Genomic DNA, 22,173 nt, shown 5'->3' with positions numbered 1-22,173 from the left:
GGACCGCACGATGGAACCGAGCAGTACGCCGGCCGGAGGCGCGCCCGCGGCCGGCCCGCACACGTATCGCATGCCCCTGCCCCGCCTGGCCCTCACCCCGGACGTCTGCCACGGCCCGCTGGACGGGGCCTGGTGGCCGCGCTGCGGCGCGCTGGAACTCGAACTGCCCTCGTTGGTCGGCTCGTTGGAGCCGGACCCGGACACCACGGTGCGGGTCACCGTGGATCCCGCCGAATGGCCCGACGCGCCGCACACGGTCATGTCACCCGGCCGGGAGATCGCCGTGGAGCCGGCCGGCCCCGGAAGCGCCGCGCACGTCATCACCCTGGACTGCGGCACCGCGGGGCGCTGGGTGCTGCTGGTCGTCCCGCCGGAGGCCACCGAACGAGCCGCCGTATCGCTCATGTCCGCAGCCGGGCTGACACCGGAGCAGCGCGACTTCGCGAGCTGAGTACGCCGGCCGGAGAGGGGATATCTGCCACGGCGAGACCACATGTCCGTGCCCGCCGGAGTTAGGGTTGTCGCACGAGGCAGATGGCGCGAAGGCGGATGGCGCCGAATCCTTCGCGGCACGGGTGCCACGCGCACCCGGGTCCCCGCCGTGCCCCCGAAACGAAGGTGCCATGCCCGCTGAGAACACCCCTGTCGCCGGCAACCTCGACGACGACAACTATCCCGCCTACACCATGGGGCGGGCCGCCGATGTTCTCGGCACCACCCCCGCCTTCCTCCGGGCCGTCGGCGAAGCCGGGCTGATCACCCCGCTGCGTTCGGAAGGCGGCCACCGCCGGTACTCCCGCCGCCAGTTGCGCATCGCCGCCCGCGCCCGGGAACTGGTCGACCAGGGCACCCCCGTCGAGGCCGCGTGCCGCATCATCACCCTGGAGGACCAGCTCGACGACGCCCTCCGGCTGAACCGGGAAATGCGCCGGAAGCTGGACGAGCCCGGTGCGGATACCTAGTCCCGCCGATAGAGAAATGCGTACTCCAGCGGGATGGTAATCACCGGACCGGTCCGAAAACTCATGACTGCTGCCACCCTCCCTGTGTTAACGTGATAGCCGTTGCGGTTTTGGTTGCCAGAGATTTTTTCTTTGCAGAGCTTTCCGGGATCTTTCCGGAGGTGTGATCATCGCGGCGACTCGGCTCCGCAAAGTGCGGAGTTCGGCACTGCCCCTCCAAGGGAGATTCAATATGGCATCTGGCACCGTGAAGTGGTTCAACGCGGAAAAGGGCTTCGGCTTCATCGAGCAGGAGGGTGGCGGCGCTGACGTGTTCGCCCACTACTCGAACATCATCAGCAACGGTGGCTTCCGCGAGCTTCAGGAAGGCCAGAAGGTTAGCTTCGACGTCACGCAGGGCCAGAAGGGCCCGCAGGCCGAGAACATCGTTCCCGCCTGACGCTGACGCGAACCGTCGCGAGCCACTGGTTCGCGCATCATGTGGCTGGGGCCCGCGCTCTCGGGGTGCGGGCCCCCGCCCATTTTTTCTGATCCCGCAAGGCCGTAAGGAACGTAAGGAACGTCAACCCAAGGTCTTCGGATTTCACTCGGCTCAGTCCTGTGATTCCCCCTCGAGGAATTCCTCGATACGTGCCGCATCGAGGAAGGCCCCGTCGTGGACCGCACCCGTTCCGCTCGTTCCCGTCGAAATTCCGGTCCGGGCCCCCGGCACAAGAACGGTCAACGAGCACGCTCCACCGCACGCCGCCAGGAGTTCGCCCTGCCGGTCACCCTCACCGAGCCGCTCCCCGCGGTCGAGACGTTCGCCGAACTGGACATGCCCGCACGGCTGCTGGCCGCACTCCGCACCGAGGGCGTGAGCGTTCCCTTCCCGATCCAGGCGGCCACCCTGCCGAACGCGCTGGCGGGCCGGGACGTCCTGGGCCGGGGTCGGACGGGCTCGGGCAAGACGCTCGCCTTCGGCCTGCCGGTACTGGCCCGCCTCGACGGGCAGCGGGCCGAGCCCAAACAGCCGCTCGCCCTCGTCCTCGTCCCCACCCGGGAACTGGCCCAGCAGGTCACCGACGCGCTCACCCCGTACGCCCGTGCCCTGCGCCTGCGGCTCGCCACCGTGGTGGGCGGCATGTCGATCGGCCGGCAGGCGAGTGCGCTGCGCGGCGGCGCCGAGGTCGTCGTCGCCACGCCCGGCCGCCTCAAGGACCTCATCGAGCGAGGAGCCTGCCGGCTGGACCAGGTCGCCGTCACCGTTCTGGACGAGGCCGACCAGATGGCCGACATGGGCTTCATGCCGCAGGTGACCGCGCTGCTCGGCCAAATCCCCGCCCGTGGCCAGCGGTTGCTGTTCTCGGCCACCCTGGACCGCAACATCGACCTCCTGGTGCGCCGCTACCTCCACGACCCCGTCGTGCACTCGGTCGACCCGTCCGCGGGAGCCGTCACCACCATGGAGCACCATCTGCTGCACGTGCGCGACGCCGACAAGGACACCGCCGCGACCGAGATCGCCGCCCGCGACGGACGCGTGATCATGTTTCTGGACACCAAGCACGCGGTGGACCGGCTCGCCGCGCACCTGCTGTCCGTAGGGGTGCGCGCCTCCGCCCTGCACGGCGGCAAGTCCCAGCAGCAGCGCAACCGGACGCTCGCCCAGTTCAAGGACGGCCACGTCACGGCCCTGGTGGCCACCAACGTCGCCGCCCGCGGCATCCACGTCGCGGGCCTCGACCTCGTCGTGAACGTCGACCCTCCCAGCGACCACAAGGACTACCTGCACCGCGGCGGCCGTACCGCCCGCGCCGGCGAGTCCGGCACCGTCGTCACCCTCGTCCTGCCGCACCAGCGCCGCGCCGTGGACCGTCTGATGGCCGACGCCGGCATCACTCCGGGCACCGCCCGGGTCCGTCCCGGCGAGGCCGAACTACAGCGCATCACCGGCGCCCGGACCCCCTCCGGCACGCCCGTCCTCATCGCCCCGGGCGACGGACGAACCGAGGGCAGACGCGAGGGCAACGGATCCGCCGGCCGCAATCGCAGGGGGCGGGCCGCCGGCCACGGCGGGAGCGGCCGGGCCGCCGCCCGCGCCCGTCGCTCCGCCCCGAGGAACACCCCGTAACCCCCGTACGGGGGATGCACTCCCAGCAGTCAGGCAGATCCGTCGCCCGTCCCGCCCGCCCCGACGAAGAGGAGAAGCCCTTGACGCGGCATCCGTCCCGAACACAGCAGGCCGCCGGCGCCGACGGCATCGGTCTGACCGCCCGCGATGCCATGCACGCTCCCGGGCCCCAGGTCGACGACCACATGACGGTCGACGTCGCCCTGTCCGTGCTCATCGGTGCCCGTGTCCCGCACCTGCTCCTCCAGGACGAGGACGGGCGGTGCGCGGGACTGGTCACCCGGGCCCAGCTCGCCGCGCACCGCGGCGGCTCGTGGTACAGCGACCGGACCCGGCTGCGGGACATCCCGCTCGACCGCGGACCGTTCACCTCGTCCGTCGCCGCACTCGGCGAGGCGGAGGCCGCCATGCGGGACCGGACCCTGGACGTGTCCCCCGTGATCGACGAACACGGCTACGCCCTGGGCATCCTCGCCCTCACGTCCTGAGCCATCACCCCCTGACCGCCCCGTGGAGGCATCCATGCGCTGTGTCATCGCCCGGTTCCCCTTCGACCTGACCAAGTTCGAGGTCGAACAGTCGATGAGCGGCATCACGCCCGAACCCGCCACCGGCGTGTGCGTGACCATCGGCCGCCGTGTCTACCCCGTGATGCAGGTCGGGGAAGTGATCACCAGACAGAACCGCCGCGACTTCACCTCGGTCGAGATGCACCGGGCACTGACTCGCCTCGGCTTCACCTGCCACGACGCGCGCCCGGTCACGCCGGACTGGGACGCGCGAGCCGACGAGCGTGCGCTCGATTGGTGACGTCGTCCAGTTCGACGGCGGGTGAGACGCGGTGTGCGGGGCGGAGCTCCGGAAGCGATTGCGTTCTATCGGGAGCGACCGTGAGGAGTGGTGCGTGCACGGTGCGCCCGCCGGCGTCGGCTGGGATCCTGCCCTCGTGGATGATGGCGTATGACGAAGGGCTGGCCGAGCGCATCCGGGAACGGCTGTGCACGGACCCCGACATCGCCGAGAAGCGGATGTTCGGTGGCATCGCCTTCCTCCACCGCGGCAACATGGCCGTCGGCGTGACCGGCGACGACCTCATGGTCCGGGTCGGCCCCGACGCCACCGGGCAGGCTCTGACCCGGCCGGGCACGAGGATCTTCGACATGACCGGCCGCCCGATGCGCGGCTGGATCGTGGTCGTGGGCTCCGCCGTCGCGGAGGACGAGGTGCTGGGCGAGTGGATCGACGAGGGTCACGCCTTCGCCGCGAGCCTGCCGCCCAAGTAAGAACCCCGCCGGCGCGCGAAACCCTCTGCCGTCGCCGGAGCCCGCAGGGGCATCAGGCGCCGGGGCACCGGTTCACATCGCCGTCCGGCTGCTGAGTGACTGCAAGGCAGCGGTCACGGTCGCGCGCAGCGATCCCGCGTCGGCGCCCGCGCGGGAGCGCAGGTTCACGCCGTAGGCGAGCAGTGCCAGCAGCTCGGCAGCCGCACCCGGATCGGTGCCGGCAGCCAGTTGCCCTTGCGCCTCGGCCGTGACGAGTGCCGCGTGCATGGCGTCCCGCAGTTCCTGGTGGTGCTGGTCGAGGAGGGCGCGGACCTCGGGGTAGCCGTTCTCCGCGCCGGCGTGCGCGTTGACGACCAGGCACCCCCAGCGGGCGTGCTCGCCGGCGCACCGCGCCTCGACGAGCCCGTCGAAGAACTCGGAGACGGCCCGCAGCCCTCGCTGATCCTGGGCGAGAGAGCGGAACGCGGGCCGGGACCACTGGTCGATGTAGCGGCGCAGCGCGGCCCCGTACAGCTCCTGCTTGCCGCCGAAGGTTGCGTACAGGCTGGAGCGATTGAGGCCGGTCGCGGTCACGACGTCCTGGATCCCGGTCGCGGCCACGCCCTGGCGCCAGAACAGCCGCACCACGGTCTCCAGGACCGCGTCCGGATCGAAGTGCTTGATGTCCGGCATGTTCCGCCCCTCCATCTTGGACCGACGATTTCAAGATATCCCCGTCCACCCCCGGCGAGTCTTGCCGGATCCCTTGGTGCGAGATCACGCCGACGCTATCTTGAAACGGTCATTCCAAGTTAGTCGGAACGTCGATCGGGAGGAACGGACACCGTGACCACACTCAACGCCGAGCTGCGTGCCTTCTACGAAGCCCGCCGGCAGCAGATCCCCGCCGAGGTACGGGAGACCATGCGGCGAGCCGGTCAGGAACTCGCCGACTCCGGGCAGGCCGACCGCGCCCTCGGCGCCGGCGATCCCGCGCCCCGCTTCCGGCTGCCCTCGGCGACCGGTCGGACGGTGGCCCTGGACGACCTGCTCGCACTGAGCCCGGTCGTGCTGACCTTCTACCGCGGTGCGTGGTGCCCGTACTGCAACATCGCCCTGCGCGCCCTCCAGCAGCACCACACCGACATCACCGCGCGCGGCGCACGCCTGGTGGCCGTCTCCCCGCAGGTCCCCGACGAGTCCCTCACCCTCACCGAGAAGCACGGCCTGGCTTTCGACGTCCTGAGCGACATCGGCTCCGACACGGCCAAGCAGTACGGCCTCGCCTTCGACCTGCCCGACGACCTCGCCGCCGTCTACGACAGGCTGGGCTTCGACCTGCAGCGCGTCAACGACGGCCACCCGCGCACCCTGCCGCTGCCCGCCACCTACGTCATCGACCGCGCCGGCACCATCCGATGGGCCTTCGTCGACCCCGACTACACCACCCGAGCCGAACCCGCCGACATCCTCGCGGCTCTCGAGGCGCTGGACTGACGACCCAGCACCGTGCCCCGGCCGCTGGTGTCCCTAGCGGTGTTCGGGGTTCTCGTAGTCGCGGCGGCAGCCGGCGTCCCAGGCGGTGCGCTGGTTGCCGTAGGCGGGGATGCCACCGAGGTCCTTCAGGGCCCGGGCGAGGTGGAGCAGGTTCCAGGTCATGAAGGTGGTGTTGCGGTTGGTGAAGTCGTTCTCCGGCCCGCCGGAGCCAGGATCGAGGTAGGAGGGGCCGGGGCCTGCCTCGCCGATCCATCCGGCGTCCGCCTGGGGAGGGATGGTGTAGCCCAGGTGCTGGAGGCTGTAGAGGACGTTCATGGCGCAGTGCTTGACGCCGTCCTCGTTGCCGGTGATCAGGCAGCCGCCGACGCGGCCGTAGTAGGCGTACTGGCCTGCTTCGTTGAGCAGGCTGGAGCAGGCGTAGAGGCGCTCGATCACCTGCTTCATCACCGAGCTGTTGTCGCCGAGCCAGATGGGTCCTGCCAGGACGAGGATGTCGGCCGCCAGGACCTGCTGGTAGAGGTCCGGCCAGGCGTCCGTCTTCCAGCCGTGCTCCCTCATGTCGGGCCACACCCCGGTGGCGATGTCGTGGTCCACGGCCCGCACGACATCGACGTGCACTCCCTGTGCGTCCAGGATGGCGGTGCTCCGGTCGATCAGCCCCTGGGTGTTGCTCGTCTCCGGCGAGCGCTTCAGCGTGCAGTTGATCACCAGGGCGCGCAGGTCGTCGTACCGGGCCGGCGGTGCGTCGGTGGCGGGCGACGAAGCGGTCACACGGTCCTCCCAGAGCCCTCTGCGCAGCACGATGCTCGGCGGCGCACGTCCACATCCGGCTCCAGCGTGCGGGCAGGCCCCAGCCGCCGCCACCAAAGCGCCGCCGAACGGCCCCGCATGCCTGAGGCATCGGCATCCGCACGGCCGCCTCGGTCGGCGGCGGACGAGTGGCGATGGGTGCCGGGATCCTGACGACACTCCGCGTCGCACATCAATAGAGATATACTTCATGGCGGACTTTATATCCAAGGAGGTATAGCCGATGAGCCGAACTGTGATCGACCTCGACGATCAGCTGGTCGCGGACGTGGCCAAGGCCCTCGGCACCAGCACCAAGAAGGAGACGGTGAACACCGCACTGCGCGAGGTGCTGGAGAACCGGCGGCGTGCTCTGGCGCTTACCCGCCTGCGGGCGGCAGCCGAGGAGGGCGCTTTCGACCTGGACCTCTTCGAGGACAAGGGGAACTACCGCCGGTGAACGCCGCGCAATTCCTGATCGACACCAGCGCACTCGCCCGCATGCTGCGCGGCGACGCCGAGCAGTACGGATGGGACCGGGCGGCAGCCGCCGGCCTCATCGCCACCTGCCCTGTCACCGAGCTGGAGTTCTTCTACAGTGCGCGCTCTGCAGCCGATCGCGCGCAAGGGATCGAGGACATGCGCCTGCTCTTCGGCTGGGTGCCGGTTGACGACCGGGCCTACAACCGCGCCTGGCAGGTCCAGGAGATACTCACCCAGCGCGGACAGCACCGCAGTGCCGGGGCCGTCGACCTCGTGGTGGCCGCCACGGCCGAGTTGCAAGGACTGACGCTGCTACACCGCGACCGGGATTTCGGGTGCATCGCCGCGGTCACCGGCCAGGCTCTCCAGTGGTACGGCCCCGAATCCGGGAAATGAGGCGTGCGCCTCGCACCGTGCTGTGGACGTCAGGCGACGGCCGGCCGGCGCTGGGCGTCGTGGCGGCTGACGATGCCGAGCAGACCGCCGAAGAACACCGCTGGTGGGGATTGTCGGAGTGCCCGGTCGGGCGGCCTCGGTCGAGGGCGGTCCGGCCGTTGCGGGAGGCCTACCGCGTCATGGGTGAGCGTCTGTCATGAGAGGCGCCGTGCGGACCGCAGTAGGTAGACGCCGGCGGCGGCAGGGAGCGCCGGGACGGCCAGGAGGACGGGGGTGAATGCTCCGATGCCGAAGTTCAGCGTGCCCGCGGGGAGCACCCACAACGCCACCGCGAACAGCAGCGGCACGAGGGCGGCCACCGTAGCGATCGCCTTGTCGTGGTTGCGCCACTGCGGCGCGGTCCACAGCCACCAGAGCGCGCCGATCAGGGCCGGGACGCCCAGCACGGGTCCGAAGACCGTCAAGGGGCCGGTCGCCGCCAGCAGGGCCAGCAGGGGGAGGGTGCGCCCTCGGCTCACCGGTGGAGCGGGGGGCTCGTCGCCGAGTGCGGTTGCCGCTATGGTGCGCGGGTCGCCGAGGCGGGTGAGCACGGTGCGGATCCCGTCGTCGCCGGATGCGGACGCTTCCGCGAGGGAAACGGCAATGTGCTCCTCCAGGTCGGCGAGCAGCTCGCCTCGGCGTTCCGGGCTGAGGCCGGCCGTTTCACGCGCCACGGTGGCCAGGTAACTCTTCACCAGCGGGTGCTCGGTGATCGTCACGGTGGTCTCCTGTCAGTCGGTGATGAAGTGGTCGACCGCGTCACGGAAGTGCGGCCAGATGGCGGTGAACTCCTTCAGCGCCGCATGTCCCGACGGCGTCAGCTCGTAGTAGCGCCGCGGGGGCCCGCTGGGGGACTCCTGCCAGCGGGTCTCCACCAGTCCGTCACGGCGCAGCCGCGACAGCAAGGGGTAGATGGTCCCCTGGCTCGTGACCATGACGTTCACCGCGCCGAGGGTTTCGAGCAGCTCCACGCCGTAGCGCGGGCCCTCCCGCAGGATCGCAAGCACGCAGTACTCCAGCACCCCCTTGCGGAGCTGGCTCTCCGCCTTGCCCGCGACGGGCTTACCTGCGATGTCAGGTTCCATGCATTGCACAGTACCTGGTTATCTCCAGTAAGCCAAAGGTGTCCTTGGCGCGGGTTGGAACCCCGCAGGATGTGGCACCCGGTCGGTGGCGGGCCGGACGCGTGAACCGCGTCCCGCAGGCCACGACGGTTCGGCAATGAGCCGCGAGGCCGCACGAGGCCGGTACGGCCCGCCGGCCCGGTTGTCGTCGCGGGGCTGCCCGGCGGCAACCGGTGCGGCCGGTCCGAGCCCTCCCGCCGTGAGCACTGCCCCGACCGGAGTTCTTACGGCGAGGGCTTCCGTCCCCCTTGGACCAGCCCCCACGCGTGGGCGAACAGCTCGGGCAGGGTGCGGGTGGGGAGAGGGAGCGGGTTCTCCAGTCTGCCGTTGTACGAGCGTTCCACCCCGAGCAGTTCCGCCTTCCACGCCTCCATGGGCTGGTAGGGCTTGCCCGCGTGGATCCACTCGCCCGGCAGGAAGAGCTGACGGCCCGCTCGGGCACGTTTGTCCTCGACGACCAGGCCGCGCTCGACGAGCACGGCGCCGGCCTTCTGGTGCCGGGCGGCCTTCCAGCCGTTCCACATGCGGATGTTCCGGTCGCTCGGCGCGCGCAGGGTCAGCAACTGCAGATAGAGCGCTGCCGCGTCCTCGTCGATGCCGAGCTCGCCGATGACCTGGCCCAGCACGTCGGGCGCGGAGAGTACCGGATTCGTCTCGTACGACCCCGCGGGAAGCGAGGCGCCCTCGATCCTCTCGACGATGCGCGCGCAGGCCGGGCCGCGCAGCCACTCGACCAGCTCGAGCTCGGGGTCGTAGCGGGAGTCCGCCCGGGCCGCCAGCAGCGTTCGGGAGCGCTCGTCGTCGCCGTAGAACGCCGGGCGGAAGTACAGCTTGGGCTGGGACCGCACGCCTCTGCGGTCGACGACGCCGTCCACGACCACGGTCAGCCCGTCGTCGACGCTCGCGACGTCCAGCGGCTCCGGGCCGGCGTAGGAGAGCGAGCCGAACCGGTCGTGCACATCGGCGACCGTGTGCCCCACCGCGCCGCTGAGACTGCCGGCGTCCAGCAGCAGGCCCGGGTGGTTCAACCGCTCCCGCAGCGCCCGTACGAGGCCGGGCGCTCCGGCGCGGACCCGGTCACCGGCGGGAAGCTCCGCGTAGACCCGGAAGAGGTTCGGGACGACGCTGCGCAGGGTGTCTTCGAAATCGACGAGATCCCAGCCCTGGGCGGTCGGGAAGGGGCGGAAGTCGCTGTTCCGGATCCAGGTGTCGAGGTTCGAGCCGAGACCGCGTATCGCGGCGTGGTCGGTGAACGCCGCGCAGAAGCGGCCCGCGGACAGCCGGGACAGGTGCAGGTCGATGACCGCGTCGAAGGTGCGCTCCGGGACCACGGTCCGCCGGCCGTACCGCTCCCGCCAGGCCTGCGCGATCCGCTCCGCCACCGCGCGCATGCCCTGCGGCTCCCACAGCTCGGCGGGGTCCTCGGGCAGCACGTCCGCCACCAGCTCGAGGCGGTCCAGCGAGCCCATCCGCCCCGGCTCGCGGACGCCGTCCTCGATCTCGGCCACCTTGAGCCGGTGAATCCTCCGCTCCTTGTCGTCGAGGCGCGGGAGGTACCCGACCGCGAGCATCCCCGCCAGCGCGAAGGACGCCGCCGCCCGGCCCATCCCCGTACCGTCCCTCAGCGCGGCCACCGCGTCGAGGTCCCACGGCACCGGCCCGCGCTCCCGGACCAGGTCCAGCAGCCGGCGCACCTGCTCGGCACTGCCCCATCCCCCGCGCGGGACGTCGGTCACCTCCTCGATCGCCCCCAGGCTCGGCGGATCCGCCTCCCCCGTCCGCAGGTCGACGAACTTCCGCCGCCCGCCGGCGGCCCAGCCGACCGCGACGGCCGCCCCTCGCTCGTCCCGGACGGCCGCAGGGGCTCCCTCGGCCACCCGCACCAGACCGGTGCGCAGCCGGGCCCGCGGATCGGCGAAGGGGCTGTCCGCCCAGACCTCCAGCAGCGCGAGCAGACGCCGGCGCCGCTCATCGCGCGTGGGCTCCACGGCAGCACGCAGGGCCAGGGCACCGATACGCCCGATGAACCGTGCCCAGGACCCCTCCCCGGCGTTTCCCGGACCCTCGTCCGGCGCGGTCGGCTCCCACGTCCCGGCCAGATAACGCCCCGTCCGCTCGATACCGGCCAGCGCGCCCTCGCCCATCCACATACCCGAGCCGTCCACGAGCCCGTCCAGCGCGACCGCCAGGCGGTGATCGTCCAAGGCCGCGACCTCGGCCCGCGCCGTCAACAGCTCGCCTGCCACCATCCCGTCCCCCCGCACCGCGCCCGAACGCTCCATGGGGAGATCATGGCGCACGGGTCTGACAACGGACGGTGGTGCCTGACCGGCCGTCACATAGGGCCGCGCTTGGTCCTCAGCTGAAAATTTCGGATTGTTTCCTAGGTCTTATGCCGCGCGTGGCAGCCGGAGAACGGTCTCAGCGCTCTCGTGGCAGGCTGGCAGCTTCAGAAAGTCGACCGAAACACCCGACGCCTGGATGAGGTACACATGCCCAAGGCCGCCCGCGTCACCATCGCCGAGATCGCGCGTGAGGCCGGTGTGTCCACGCCGACCGTCTCCAAGGTGCTCAACGGCCACAGCCAGGTGGCGCCGGAGACCCGGGCCCGCATCGAGGAGCTGCTGCAGCGGCACAACTACCTGCGCCGCCGTGCCCGGCCGAAGGAGACCGTCGGGCTGGTCGACCTGGCCATCCGCGAGGTGGACAGCCTCTGGGCGGGCGAGGTGATGCAGGGAGTCCAGCACGAGGCGGCCGAGTACGGTGCCGGAGTGGTGACGACGGCCACGCACGGGACCTCCGCCGATACCCAGCGCTGGCTGGACAACCTGTCGAAACGCGGCTCCGACGGCATCATCCTGGCGGTCACCGATCTCACCCCGGCGCAGCGCCGGCAGGTCAAGTCCCTGGGTGTCCCGCTGGCCGTGGTCGACCCGGTCGGCAGTCCCGGCGCCGACGTGCCGTCGGTCGGCGCGACGAACTGGCAGGGCGGCATGGCCGCGACCCAGCATCTGATCGACCTGGGGCACCGCAGGATCGGCATCCTGCAGGGCCCGGCGGGCACCCTGTGCGCGCGAGCACGCCTGGACGGGTACCGCTCCGCACTGGAGACGGCCGGCATCGCGGTCGACCCGGCGCTCCAACAGCGCGGCGACTTCTACTACACGACCGGCTTCTCCGGCATGAGCAACCTGCTCGCGCTCCCGGAGCCACCCACCGCCGTCTTCGCGAGCAGCGACCTGATGGCCCTCGGGGCATACGAGGCGATCCGGCAGGCCGGGCTGCGGGTCGGCCGGGACGTGAGCGTCGTCGGGTTCGACGACGTTCCCCATGCCGCCTGGGCGTCGCCGCCGCTGACCACGGTGCGTCAGCCGTTGCGCGAGATGGCGGCCCTGGCCGCCCGCATCGTGCTACGGGGACCGGACGCGGTGGTCCCCAGCGGCACGTTGCGGATGGAGCTGGCCACGCACCTGGTCGTCCGGGAGAGCACCTTTCAACCTCCGTCCTCCTAAAGAAAGTTTCCAAGGACTTTCGGGATGGCTGCGGGGACCATAGCCCTGCACCGAACCCCCGTCAATGCATCAACCAGCGGCATCTGGCTGCCTTTTGGGCCATCACGAGGTGCCGACGGGACTCCTGCCGGATCCATTGACGAGTACCACCCGGCGCCCTACGGTCGGCGGTCAGCGCGACAAGTTTCCGATAGTTTTCGCGCATCGCGGGAGCGCTCCCACGCACTGTCCGAGGCTCATTGAAAGGACAACCATGAAGAGTTCCCTCATGCGGTCGCGGCACAGAGCCGGAGCGTTGACGGCCCTGCTGGCCACACTGCTGCTGTGCGCGTTGTCCCTGGTGGCGGCGCCGTCCGCGGCGGCCGGCACCACCATGTGCGACAAGCTCGGCACCATGAAGGTGTCGGGCGGGAAGTACGTCGTCCAGAACAACGAGTGGGGCGACTCGATCCCGCAGTGCATCGACGTCTCCGACGACGGTTTCACCGTCACGTCGGGCTACCACAACCTGCCGAACAACGGTGCGCCGGCGGCCTATCCGTCGATCTACGCGGGCTGCCACTACGGCACCTGCTCCAGCGGCAACGACCTGCCACAGCAGGTGTCGTCCTTCACCGACCCGCAGTCCAGCGTGCACTTCACCACCCCCGGCAACGGCCAGTGGGACGCCTCCTACGACATCTGGTTCGACACCAACCCCAGCCCCTCCGGCCAGAACAACGGCGAGGAGATGATGATCTGGGCCAACCACTCCGGGCCTCCGACGCCGTACGGCAGGCAGGTCGGCACCGTCTGGCTGGAGGGCGCCAAGTGGGAGGTGTGGTACGGCCGCCAGGGCAGCGCCCCCGCGTGGAACACCGTCTCCTACGTCCGCGAGCAGCCCACCAACGCGATCACGGTGAACATCAAGGACTTCACCGACGACTCCATCGGACGCGGCTACCTGCAGCCCGCCTGGTACATGACGAGCGTGCAGTTCGGCTTCGAACCGTGGGTCGGCGGCCCCGGCCTGGCCGTGGACTCGTTCTCCTACACCTCCAACGGCGGTGGCGGCGGCGGTACATCGGGCCAGCTCGTGGGGCAGGGCAGCGGGCGCTGCCTGGACATCGACGGCTTCGGCACGGCGGACGGCACGCCCGTCCAGCTGTGGGACTGCTACGGCACCTGGAACCAGAAATGGACCGCCGCCAACGGCACCCTCGTCAACCCGTCCTCGGGCAAGTGCCTTGACGTGGCCGGCGGCGGCACCGCGAACGGCACCCAGGTGCGCCTGTGGTCGTGCAACGGCACCGGCGCCCAGCGGTGGCAGTTCAACGCCAACGGCACGGTCACCAACCCGCAGTCGGGCAAGTGCCTGGACGCCGCCGGGTCCGCCGACGCGACACCGCTGCAGATCTGGGACTGCTACGGCGGCGGAACCCAGTCCAACCAGGTCTGGTCGCTGAAGTAGCACGGGTTCCACGGGGTCGCGGATCACACGAAGGCTCCGGGCGCACCGCGGCCGGAGCCTTCGTCATTCCCTGGCCGGGCGCCTGACGGTCATGAGTTTCGGATGGTCGGTGTCGGGAAGCCAGTCGCGCCGCGGTGTGTACTCCAGCCAGCGCCGGGTACGGCCGGCTTCGGTGAAGCCGCGCAGCAAGGTGTCGAGCAGAGGATGGCGGGACGACTCCCGCCAGGCCAGCGACCACGCGTACAGCGGTGTCGGCTCGACGAGCGGGATACAGCGCAGGCCCAGGTGGTCCGGCAGCGGAGCGTCGGCGGGGAAGACGGTGAAGCCCTCGGGGTCGCCCCGGAGGTGCTGGAGGAGGTGGTCCAGGCCGAGATTGGGGCCGTCGTGCCGCCGCGTGATCCGGAATTCGTCGGCGAAGCGGCGCAAGAAGTCCAGGCGGTCCAGTTCGGCCGGGCACCATAGGACGCTGCCCCGCAGGTCGGCCGGGCGCAGTGCGTCGGCGCCGGCCGACGGATGAGACGGGCCGACCACCACGTCGACGGGTTCCAGCCGCACCAGACGCTGGGTGAGTCCCGCATCCCGGCCGTCGGGCAGCGGGTGCACCCGGCCGAATCCCAGGTCCGTGTCGCCGCGCAGCAGCGCCCCCGCGACCGACGGCCAGTCACGCCCCGGGCCCGGCTCCCACCGCACCGCGCCGAGCGCCTGTACGGCCTCGGCGACCGTGCGCATCGGCGCGTACAGATGACCCCAGGTGTCGATCCGTACGACCGGTCCGGCGCCCGTCACCGCCGCGATCGCCCGCTCGCCCGCCGCAAGCGCCTCGCGCGCGGCCGGCAGGAACCGCTCCCCCGCCTCGCTCAGCCGGGTGCCGCCCTGGCGCTCGAAGAGCCGCAGACCCAGCAACTCCTCCAGCCGCGCGATGCGTTTGGACAGGGCCTGCTGACTGGTGTTCAGCTCCTCGGCGGCCCGCCCGAAGTGCAGTGTCCCGGCGGTCGCGACAAAGGCGCGGACCAGGGCGAGGTCGAGGTCCATGCCGCTGACCTTATGCGACAACCGCGCGTTGTCGGCCGGACGGTTCGGTTGTTGGCCGGGTCGCCGCACCGCGCGGTCGGATGGTCCCCGCAAGCCGCACCACCGCAGGCCCCACCAAGGGATGGCCCGAGGCCATCGAGGAGATGACCACGATGAAAGGCTTCGTACCGACCGGAGATCCCGCCGAGCCGGTCGTGCTCGCCGATGTCGCCGAGCCGACGCCGCGCCCCTGCGAGGCGCTGGTGAAGGTCGAGGCGTTCTCGGTCAACCGGGGCGAGACGTTCAAGCTGGAGAAGCCCGTCCCCGGCGAGCGCCCTGGCAAGGACATCGCGGGTCTGGTGGTGCAGCCGGCCGCCGACGGCAGCGGACCGTCCGGAATCACGAGGGTCGTCGGCCACCCCATGTCGGGCGGCTGGGCGGAGTACGTGGCGGTGCCGACCGACGCGCTCACCGAGCTGCCGGACAGCGTGTCCGTGCTCCAGGGCGCGGCGCTGCCGCTGGCCGGTCTCACCGCGCTGCGGCTGCTGCGCGCGGCCGGACCCGTACTGGGGCGGCGGGTACTGCTGACCGGTGCCTCCGGAGGCGTGGGCCACTTCGTCACCGAACTCGCGGCCGCCGCCGGGGCCGAGGTCACCGCCGTGACCAGGGACGCCGCACGCGGCGCCCGGCTTGCCGGACTCGGCGCCGCCGAGATCGTCCACGACGTCGCCGACGCCCGGGGCCCGTACGACATCGTGCTGGAGTCGACCGGCGGCCAGGCCCTCCCCCTCGCGCTCGCGCGGCTCGCCAGGCGCGGCACGCTCATCTGGTTCGGGCAGGCCAGCCGCACACCGGCGACGCTGGACTTCTTCGGCTTCTTCGACGGGCCCGAATCGGCTGTCATCCGCCACTTCCACTACCTGGACGCCGACACCCGCCTCGACGACGACCTGGCGGCGCTCGTCCGGCTGACCGCCCAAGGCCGCCTGCACCCCGAGATCGGCCGGGTCACGGACTGGGCCGACACCGCGACCACCCTCACCGACCTGCGCGACCGCCGCATCCGCGGCAAGGCCGTCCTCACCCTCTCCTAGGAGCACGATCATGACCAGTAACACCGACCCCAGGGCCGTCGTCATCCGCTACGTCGAGGCCGTACGCGACGGCGCCGCCGACGTCATCCACGACAGCTTCGCCGCGGACGCGACCTGGCACTACCCGGGCAGCCTGCCCGTCTCCAAGGTGTGGCGCGGCCGCGACGAGATCGTCGACGAGTTCCTCGGCACCATGGGAACGGTCTTCGTCCCCGGCACCGTGGAGATCGAACTGGTCAGCACCATCGCCGAGGGCGACCGCGTGGTGGCCGAATGGACCTCCAGGGCCAGGACCGTGTACGGCGGCACCTACGACAACCGCTGCCTCGGCATCTACACGGTGCGCGACGGCAGGATCACCTCGGTCGTCGAATACGCCGACACCCAGCACGTGGCCGCGACTCTCTTCCCCGGCCATGACGCCCACCGGGACGCCGGCACCGAGTAAGTCCGAAGTCGCTACGGCGGTATCCCGGGAGCGTGGGGTCCGTGTGGCTGTTGTGGCGGTACGGTGTGCGGCAGTCGATCGCCCGTTCTGCGATCGCTGAACCACAAGGGGGTTTCATGAAACACCGCCGCCCGCGCCACCGTCGCAGAGTGATCGCCAGAGCGGTCGGTACGGCGGGTGCTCTGGCCGTCGCCCTGGGTGCGGGGATGACGCCGGCGATGGCCGCCGGGAAGACCACCGACAAGCCCGCGGCCACCGGGTTCTCGCCCGACCAGCCCGACCAGCCGAACCAGAACACGCCCTGGGCGCCCGAGAACGACGAGGCGCCGCTGCAGCACCACAAGCCCGTACACCCCGAGAGCCTCACGGGCGGCCGCACGAACCCGTCCGCCCAGCAGCTCACCATGCCCGCGCCGAGCGGGCCGTACAGCGTGGGCATGGTCGGGCTGCACCTCGTCGACAAGTCCCGTACGGATCCGTACGTGTTCGGCAGCACTTCCCGCGAAGTGATGGTGTCGCTCTTCTACCCGGCCACCGCCACGTCCGGGCACTACCAGGCGCCGTGGATGCCGTCGATATCCGGCGGCCACTTCCTCGCCTCGCGCGGGCTGTCGCCGGAGCAGGTGACCCTGCCGAGGACCGCGGGCCATGTCCTGGCCCCGGTGAACACCAAGCTCGGCAAGCTGCCCGTGCTGCTGTACTCGACCGGGCTGCACTCGGACCGCGCGATGGGCACCGCCCACGCCCAGGATCTCGCCAGCCGCGGCTACCTCGTCGTCATGGTCGACCACACCCACGACGCCAACGAGGTGCAGTTCCCGGGCAACCGGCTGGAGGTGAACACGATGCCGGCGGGCGCCCACTCCTCCGACACGCTCAAGGTGCGCGCGGCCGACATCCGGTTCGTCATCAACCAGCTCGGCACGATCAGCAAGGGCGGCAACCCGGACCCCGGGCACCCCACGCTCCCCTCCGGTCTGTCGCAGTCGGTGGACATGTCCCGGATCGGGATGTTCGGCTGGTCGCTGGGCGGCGGGGCGGTCGACACCGCCATGCAGCTCGACCACCGCATCGCCGCCGGTGCCGACCTGGACGGCCAGTTCTTCGGGACGGCGCCGAGCAAGGACCTGGACCGCCCCTTCATGCTCTTCAGCTCCGGCACCCACAACCGCAACAACGACGGTTCGTGGCGCACGCTGTGGTCGCATCTGAAGGGATACCGGGTCGACATCCAGCTCCACGGCTCGGCGCACCTGTCGTTCAGCGACAACGAGTGGATGGTGCCGCAGGAGGCGGGCCTGCTCGGGCTCTCCCAGTACCAGCTGCAGCAGATGTTCGGCACGATCGACCCGGACCGGGCGGTCAAGGTCCAGTGCGACTATCTCGCGGCCTTCTTCGACCAGGAGCTGCGTCACAAGCACAGCACCCTGCTCGACGGCCCCAACAAGAGCTACCCGGAGATCTCTTTCGTCCGCTGACCGGACAGCCGGCCGGACATCCGAAGGGCGGGTCCTGTTCGCGGGTCCGCCCTTCGGCGTGTCGCTGTCCGCTCGTACGACACAGGGACGAAAGTGTGATGGTTATGTGATCGTATGAGACTAGAGTGTTCGCCCTATCGAACGTTAAGGCGCTCGGCGCCAATTGAGGAAGGATCCGCTGCCCTGCCCTCCGCACCCCGGGCGCCGCGCCGACACCGCATCCGCCGCCGCGCCGATATGCCGATGCTCGGCGGGGTGCGCCCGCCGATCGCCGCACTCGTCATACTCCTGCTGGTCGTCGCCGCCCTGACGGTGATCGGCCTCGACGGCATACACACCGAGCAGGTACCGCAGGCCGTGCTGAACGGCGAGCAGCAGATAGCCGCGGACACCGCGCTGTCGGTGCGCACCACGGTCGACGCCGAGGCGAGCACCGTACGCCGTACGGCGGGCGCGTACCCGGCGACGAGCACATCGACCCCCGCGACCGCGCTCAAGTCGCTGACCTCTGCCAGGAAGGCGGTCCTCGGCAGTGCGCTGCTCGACCCGCACACCGGCAAACTGCTGGCGGCCGGCGGCAAGCCGGTGCCGCTGGCCGGGGTGGACGTCGCCAAGACAGCGTCCGGGCACGGGGCGATCCGGCCCCGGCTGGTGACGTCGGGCGGCGCGCGGCAACTGCTGTACTTCGCCAAGGTCACGCTGCCCGCGCAGCAGGAGGACGCCAACCAGGACCAGAACCAGGCCCCGGGCCGGGACCGGCAGTGGCTGCTGGTGGTCTCCGAGGCGCTCCCCGCCCTCACGACGTACGGCGACGGACGCACCGCCGCAGTGCTGGACGCAAGCGGCACGGCGCTCGCCACCACCACCCACGGCACGGCGTCGCAGGCCACCGCCGACAGCGGCCTGCCCGCGGCGGCTGCCCACGCGGCGAACGGGTCGGGCAGTGACACCGACGCCTCGGGAAGCCTCCTGGGCGGCGCCACGGGCAGCCGGCGCACGGTGGCCGGCTGGGCCCAGGTCGCCTCGGCGACCGGTCCGGGCGACACCGACGACCTCGGTCTGGTGGTGCTCACCTCCCGCGCGGTGCCCACCACGACCACCGCCGCCGACTACTCGCGCTTCGCGCTCGAGGCCGCGGGGGCGCTGGCCGGGCTCGCGCTGCTGCTCGGGCTGGCGCTGCACTTCTTGGTGCAGCGGCCACTGCTGCGGCTGTACCTGTCCGCCGGCCGCCTGGCCCGGGGCGCGACCGAGCAGGCCGCGCTGGAGGAGCTGTACCGGCCGGTTCCGGTGCACGGCTTCGGGGAACTGGCCCGGATCGGGCGGGCACTGGAGTCACTGCGCAGGCAACTGCTCGGCGAGAGCGGCCCGCAGGAGTTCCCGGCCCGGCGCGCACCGGGCTACCGGGCGCTGGCCGTGGCCGGCGTGCTGGTGGTGGCCTGCTGGGCGGTGCCGATGATCTTCGTGCTGAACCGGGCGGACACCGCGACCGCGGTTCCGGGTCCGGTCCTCGCCGACCAGCAGACGCGCACCGAGATCGCGACGAACCGGATCCGGCAGTCCCTCGACCAGTCGTACAACGACCTGAGCGACGCCGCCGCACGGCTGCCGGGCGGGAACCGGGCCGCCCAGACCGAGGTTCTGAAGCACGTCCTGGCGGACCACAAGCAGTACCGCTCGCTGTATCTCCTGGACCGCTCGGGCGACATCACGCTGAGGGTGGGCGACACACCGCTGCGCACCCTCGTCCACGTCCCCGAGGGCGGCGGGATCACCACCGTCAACACCTCGGGCCGGATCCCGGCGATCGCCGCCTACGCGCAGGTCCGGGCCGTCAAGGGCAAGGCCCCGGCGGCCGGGGTGGTCCTGTTCGGCGAGATCGACGTGAAGGCGCTCAACTCCATTCTGGCCAGGCCCAAGCTGGGCAGCGTCTGGGTGACGGACGGCGACAACAAGGTACTGGCGGCGAGCGTGGGCTACCGCGCCTTCCAATCGCTGCCCGAATCCGGCATGACCCGTCTCGCCCGCGCCACCCAGGGCGCCCCGGGGACCGCGGGCACCGCGACCTCGGCGGTGCTCCGCACGTCCTCCGGCCCCTCGGTCGACGCCGCCGCGCCGCTGGCGCAGAGCGGCCCGACGGCCCGCCTCGGCTGGCACGTGGTGACCGCGGAGCCCGCGGCAGCGCTCCAGATCCCCGCGGTGCAGGCCGAGCAGCGCACCATGCTCGCCGGGATCCTGGGCCTCGCCCTGGGCGCGGCCTGCCTGGGCTGGCTGCACGTCGTGGTGATCCGGCCGCTGCGCGCGGTCGCCGTGCTCGTCGAGCGGCTCGCCGGCGGAGACCGCCGTACCGTGCTGCACCCGGTCAACCACGACGAGATCGGCTCGGTCACCCGCAGCCTGGAGCTGATGCGCCAGGCGCTGGCCGAACGCGACCGGGCGGAACGCGAACGGGCGGCCAGATCCGGCCACGCCGCCGGACCCTCCCGGTCCCTGCGTGAGAACACCCTCCAGCGGTAGAAGGACGGAATCGGCGTGCTCTTCCTCTATGTCATCGTCCTGCTGTCCTGCGCCGGGCTGTGGATCGCCGGAATCCTGGAGCAGCAGCGGCACTTCGCCTCGCTGGAGCAGATACCGACGCGGGTGCTGGTCAACGGCATCCGCGGCAAGAGCTCGATCACCCGGCTGTGCGCGGGCGCGCTGCGCGGCGGCGGCCTGGTCACGGTGGCCAAGACCACCGGCACGGCGGCCCGGTTCATCCATCCGGACGCCACCGAGGAGCCGATCTACCGCAAGTTCGGCATCTCCAACATCGTCGAGCAGATCGGCATCGTACGGCGGGCGGCGACCTACCAGCCGGACGCGCTGGTGATCGAGTGCATGGCGGTGATGCCCGCGCTGCAGGAGACCAACCAGGAGAAGCTGATCCGTTCCACGATCGGCGTGCTGTGCAATGTCCGCGAGGACCATCTGGAGGAGATGGGGCCGACGCTGGACGACGTCGCCCGCTCGCTCTCCCGCTCGATGCCGGTGGGCGGGGTGTGCGTGACGGCCGAGAAGGACCGGCTGCACATCCTCCAGGAGGAGGCCGACAAGCGGAACTGCCGTCTGATCGCGGTCGATCCGGAGTCGGTGACCGACGACGAACTGCGCGGCTTCAGCTGGTTCACCTTCAAGGAGAACGTGGCGATCGCGCTCGCCGTCGCCGAACTGCTCGGTATCGAACGGCAGACCGCGATGCAGGGCATGTGGGACGCGCCGCCCGACCCGGGCGTGCTGTCGGTGGAGCGCTACGTCACCCCCGAGGGCAAGAAGCTGCGGTTCGCCAACGTCTTCGCGGCCAACGACCCCGAGTCGACGCTGATGAACGTCAAGCAGCTGGAGGATCTGGGCGCGATCAGACGGCCGCTCAACGTGGTCATCAACTGCCGCCCGGACCGGGTGGAGCGCAACGGCCAGATGGGCGCGATCGTCCCCGACCTCGCCGCCGAGACGGTGTTCCTGATCGGCCACCCGACCAAGAGCGCCCGCGACGCGATTCCGGCCGACTTCACCGGGCGGGTGGTGGACCTCGGCGGCGACCGCCGGGACCCCCAGGAGCTGACCGCGGCGATGCTCGCGGAACTCGGCCCGGCCTCCTCGCTGGTGGCGATCGGCAACATCCACGGCCAGGGCGAGCTGTTCCTGGAATGCCTCGCCGAGCTGCCGCTGGACGACTCCGAGGACCCGCTCGACGCCGTACCCGACGGCGACGGCCTGGACCAGGAGACCATGCAGATCGCCGTACCCCGGCAGCGGATCGCGGTGGCCCGGCCGCCCGAGCCGGAGCCGTACAGCTGGGTGGGGCCGCTGGAGACACCGGCGTACGGCTTCCACATCCCGGAGCAGCGCGAGCTCGACCGCCGGTCCGCCGCCCGCCAGGGCCGGCCCGACGGCGAGAGCACAGCAGCCGAACCGCACCACTCCTACGATCCGTCCCAGTCCACGAGGAACCCGTGATCCCCGCCAACCTCACCGCACAGACCGCCGCGCTCGGGATCGCCCTCGGGCTGATCTTCTCGCTCATCTGCTATCTGACCACCAACCTCTCCCCAGGGGGGATGATCACCCCGGGCTGGATCGCCCTCACGCTCGTCACCGACGTACAGCTGGCCGGGCTGATGGTCGGTGTGGCGGCGCTCACGTTCTTCGCGACGAAGCTGGTGCAGCGCACGGTGATCCTCTACGGCAAGCGGCTGTTCGCCGCCGTGGTGCTGTGCGCGGTGCTGATGCAGACCACCGTGATGCTCGCCCTCAGCCACGAGTTTCCGCTGCTGTACACGTCACAGACCCTTGGCTTCATCGTCCCCGGCCTGGTCTCCTACCAGATGGTCCGCCAGCCGATGGCGGCCACACTGATCTCGACCACGGCGGTGACGCTGGCGACGTACGTGGTGCTGGTCTCCGGTCTGCTGATCGGCGTCCTGCCCACCGGCTGACCTGCCCACCGCCCTCTCACCTCGCACTCCCAGGAGGATCGGC

24 protein-coding genes are annotated in these 22,173 nt (G+C 71.0%); 18 read left to right on the top strand and 6 right to left on the bottom strand.

The window, feature by feature from the left end; translation table 11 throughout:
• The first annotated feature begins 70 nt into the window (after positions 1-70).
• The 7 genes from ACWC0C_RS40870 (at position 71) to ACWC0C_RS40840 (ending at position 4,358) form a co-directional block, all read left to right on the top strand.
• Positions 71-451, top strand: a complete 381-nt coding sequence (locus ACWC0C_RS40870) for a DUF5994 family protein (protein WP_450869655.1) — start codon at positions 71-73, stop codon at positions 449-451.
• Positions 452-623: 172 nt separating this feature from the next.
• On the top strand, positions 624-962 hold the full coding sequence (locus ACWC0C_RS40865; protein WP_071375245.1) for a MerR family transcriptional regulator: 339 nt from the start codon (positions 624-626) through the stop codon (positions 960-962).
• Between the two features lie 232 nt (positions 963-1,194).
• Positions 1,195-1,401, top strand: coding sequence for a cold-shock protein (locus tag ACWC0C_RS40860; protein WP_020943091.1), 207 nt, complete (start codon positions 1,195-1,197; stop codon positions 1,399-1,401).
• A 216-nt stretch (positions 1,402-1,617) separates the two neighbouring features.
• Positions 1,618-3,075 (top strand): DEAD/DEAH box helicase, encoded by a 1,458-nt coding sequence (locus tag ACWC0C_RS40855; protein WP_450869653.1) that lies wholly within the window; start codon positions 1,618-1,620, stop codon positions 3,073-3,075.
• A gap of 152 nt (positions 3,076-3,227) precedes the next feature.
• Complete coding sequence (locus ACWC0C_RS40850) at positions 3,228-3,563, top strand: CBS domain-containing protein (RefSeq protein WP_449200310.1); 336 nt, start codon at positions 3,228-3,230, stop codon at positions 3,561-3,563.
• 34 nt (positions 3,564-3,597) lie between these two features.
• A complete protein-coding gene (locus ACWC0C_RS40845; protein ID WP_449200298.1) occupies positions 3,598-3,885 on the top strand; it encodes an SCO5918 family protein in 288 nt (95 codons plus the stop codon).
• Positions 3,886-4,025: 140 nt separating this feature from the next.
• Positions 4,026-4,358, top strand: coding sequence for a TfoX/Sxy family protein (locus ACWC0C_RS40840; RefSeq protein ID WP_450869650.1), 333 nt, complete (start codon positions 4,026-4,028; stop codon positions 4,356-4,358).
• A 72-nt stretch (positions 4,359-4,430) separates the two neighbouring features.
• Here the strand turns inward: ACWC0C_RS40840 and ACWC0C_RS40835 are convergent, their stop codons facing one another.
• Positions 4,431-5,030, bottom strand: coding sequence for a TetR/AcrR family transcriptional regulator (locus ACWC0C_RS40835; RefSeq protein ID WP_450869648.1), 600 nt, complete (start codon positions 5,028-5,030; stop codon positions 4,431-4,433).
• Between the two features lie 153 nt (positions 5,031-5,183).
• Between ACWC0C_RS40835 and ACWC0C_RS40830 the strand changes: the two genes are divergently transcribed.
• A complete protein-coding gene (locus ACWC0C_RS40830) occupies positions 5,184-5,834 on the top strand; it encodes a peroxiredoxin-like family protein (protein ID WP_450869647.1) in 651 nt (216 codons plus the stop codon).
• Positions 5,835-5,867: 33 nt separating this feature from the next.
• Here ACWC0C_RS40830 and ACWC0C_RS40825 read toward each other — a convergent pair whose 3' ends face one another.
• Positions 5,868-6,605, bottom strand: coding sequence for a flavodoxin family protein (locus ACWC0C_RS40825; protein ID WP_449200294.1), 738 nt, complete (start codon positions 6,603-6,605; stop codon positions 5,868-5,870).
• Positions 6,606-6,867: 262 nt separating this feature from the next.
• On the opposite strand from ACWC0C_RS40825, the gene ACWC0C_RS40820 reads away from it, so the two are divergent.
• On the top strand, positions 6,868-7,083 hold the full coding sequence (locus ACWC0C_RS40820; protein WP_033320602.1) for a type II toxin-antitoxin system VapB family antitoxin: 216 nt from the start codon (positions 6,868-6,870) through the stop codon (positions 7,081-7,083).
• Positions 7,080-7,502 carry a PIN domain-containing protein gene (locus ACWC0C_RS40815; protein WP_449200293.1) on the top strand — a complete coding sequence of 141 codons (423 nt, stop codon included), beginning with the start codon at positions 7,080-7,082 and terminating at the stop codon, positions 7,500-7,502. The genes ACWC0C_RS40820 and ACWC0C_RS40815 overlap by 4 nt, the downstream gene beginning before the upstream one ends.
• A gap of 194 nt (positions 7,503-7,696) precedes the next feature.
• Here ACWC0C_RS40815 and ACWC0C_RS40810 read toward each other — a convergent pair whose 3' ends face one another.
• The 3 genes from ACWC0C_RS40810 to ACWC0C_RS40800 all read right to left on the bottom strand — a co-directional run bounded on the left by ACWC0C_RS40810 (position 7,697) and on the right by ACWC0C_RS40800 (position 10,947).
• A complete protein-coding gene (locus ACWC0C_RS40810) occupies positions 7,697-8,260 on the bottom strand; it encodes an HAAS signaling domain-containing protein (protein ID WP_450869645.1) in 564 nt (187 codons plus the stop codon).
• Positions 8,261-8,272: 12 nt separating this feature from the next.
• Positions 8,273-8,626, bottom strand: a complete 354-nt coding sequence (locus ACWC0C_RS40805; protein WP_067308095.1) for a PadR family transcriptional regulator — start codon at positions 8,624-8,626, stop codon at positions 8,273-8,275.
• A gap of 263 nt (positions 8,627-8,889) precedes the next feature.
• Entirely contained in the window at positions 8,890-10,947 is a 2,058-nt protein-coding gene (locus tag ACWC0C_RS40800; protein ID WP_450869644.1) for a hypothetical protein, read from the bottom strand.
• 210 nt (positions 10,948-11,157) lie between these two features.
• On the opposite strand from ACWC0C_RS40800, the gene ACWC0C_RS40795 reads away from it, so the two are divergent.
• Both ACWC0C_RS40795 and ACWC0C_RS40790 read left to right on the top strand, forming a co-directional pair.
• The gene (locus ACWC0C_RS40795; protein WP_450869643.1) at positions 11,158-12,177 is read left to right on the top strand and encodes a LacI family DNA-binding transcriptional regulator; all 1,020 of its coding nucleotides are present in this window, start codon (positions 11,158-11,160) and stop codon (positions 12,175-12,177) included.
• Positions 12,178-12,430: 253 nt separating this feature from the next.
• On the top strand, positions 12,431-13,627 hold the full coding sequence (locus ACWC0C_RS40790) for a GH12 family glycosyl hydrolase domain-containing protein (protein ID WP_450869641.1): 1,197 nt from the start codon (positions 12,431-12,433) through the stop codon (positions 13,625-13,627).
• 63 nt (positions 13,628-13,690) lie between these two features.
• Here ACWC0C_RS40790 and ACWC0C_RS40785 read toward each other — a convergent pair whose 3' ends face one another.
• Complete coding sequence (locus ACWC0C_RS40785) at positions 13,691-14,659, bottom strand: LysR family transcriptional regulator (protein WP_450869639.1); 969 nt, start codon at positions 14,657-14,659, stop codon at positions 13,691-13,693.
• Between the two features lie 152 nt (positions 14,660-14,811).
• On the opposite strand from ACWC0C_RS40785, the gene ACWC0C_RS40780 reads away from it, so the two are divergent.
• From ACWC0C_RS40780 to ACWC0C_RS40755, 6 genes are all read left to right on the top strand, one after another.
• Positions 14,812-15,732: a zinc-binding dehydrogenase gene (locus ACWC0C_RS40780; protein WP_450869676.1), complete on the top strand. Its 921-nt coding sequence runs from the start codon at positions 14,812-14,814 to the stop codon at positions 15,730-15,732.
• A 10-nt stretch (positions 15,733-15,742) separates the two neighbouring features.
• Positions 15,743-16,180 (top strand): nuclear transport factor 2 family protein, encoded by a 438-nt coding sequence (locus ACWC0C_RS40775; protein WP_450869637.1) that lies wholly within the window; start codon positions 15,743-15,745, stop codon positions 16,178-16,180.
• Positions 16,181-16,329: 149 nt separating this feature from the next.
• The gene (locus tag ACWC0C_RS40770) at positions 16,330-17,658 is read left to right on the top strand and encodes an alpha/beta hydrolase family protein (protein WP_449200286.1); all 1,329 of its coding nucleotides are present in this window, start codon (positions 16,330-16,332) and stop codon (positions 17,656-17,658) included.
• A gap of 255 nt (positions 17,659-17,913) precedes the next feature.
• On the top strand, positions 17,914-20,172 hold the full coding sequence (locus tag ACWC0C_RS40765; protein ID WP_450869635.1) for a HAMP domain-containing protein: 2,259 nt from the start codon (positions 17,914-17,916) through the stop codon (positions 20,170-20,172).
• Positions 20,173-20,187: 15 nt separating this feature from the next.
• Positions 20,188-21,651, top strand: coding sequence for a poly-gamma-glutamate synthase PgsB (gene pgsB / locus ACWC0C_RS40760; RefSeq protein ID WP_450869634.1), 1,464 nt, complete (start codon positions 20,188-20,190; stop codon positions 21,649-21,651).
• Entirely contained in the window at positions 21,648-22,130 is a 483-nt protein-coding gene (locus tag ACWC0C_RS40755; RefSeq protein ID WP_449200283.1) for a poly-gamma-glutamate biosynthesis protein PgsC/CapC, read from the top strand. The genes pgsB and ACWC0C_RS40755 overlap by 4 nt, the downstream gene beginning before the upstream one ends.
• Positions 22,131-22,173: the final 43 nt, after the last annotated feature.

The organism is Streptomyces sp. NPDC001709, assembly GCF_053596375.1.
Note: the sequence above shows the minus strand (reverse complement) of the source record. Positions and strands in the feature narration are given on the sequence as shown.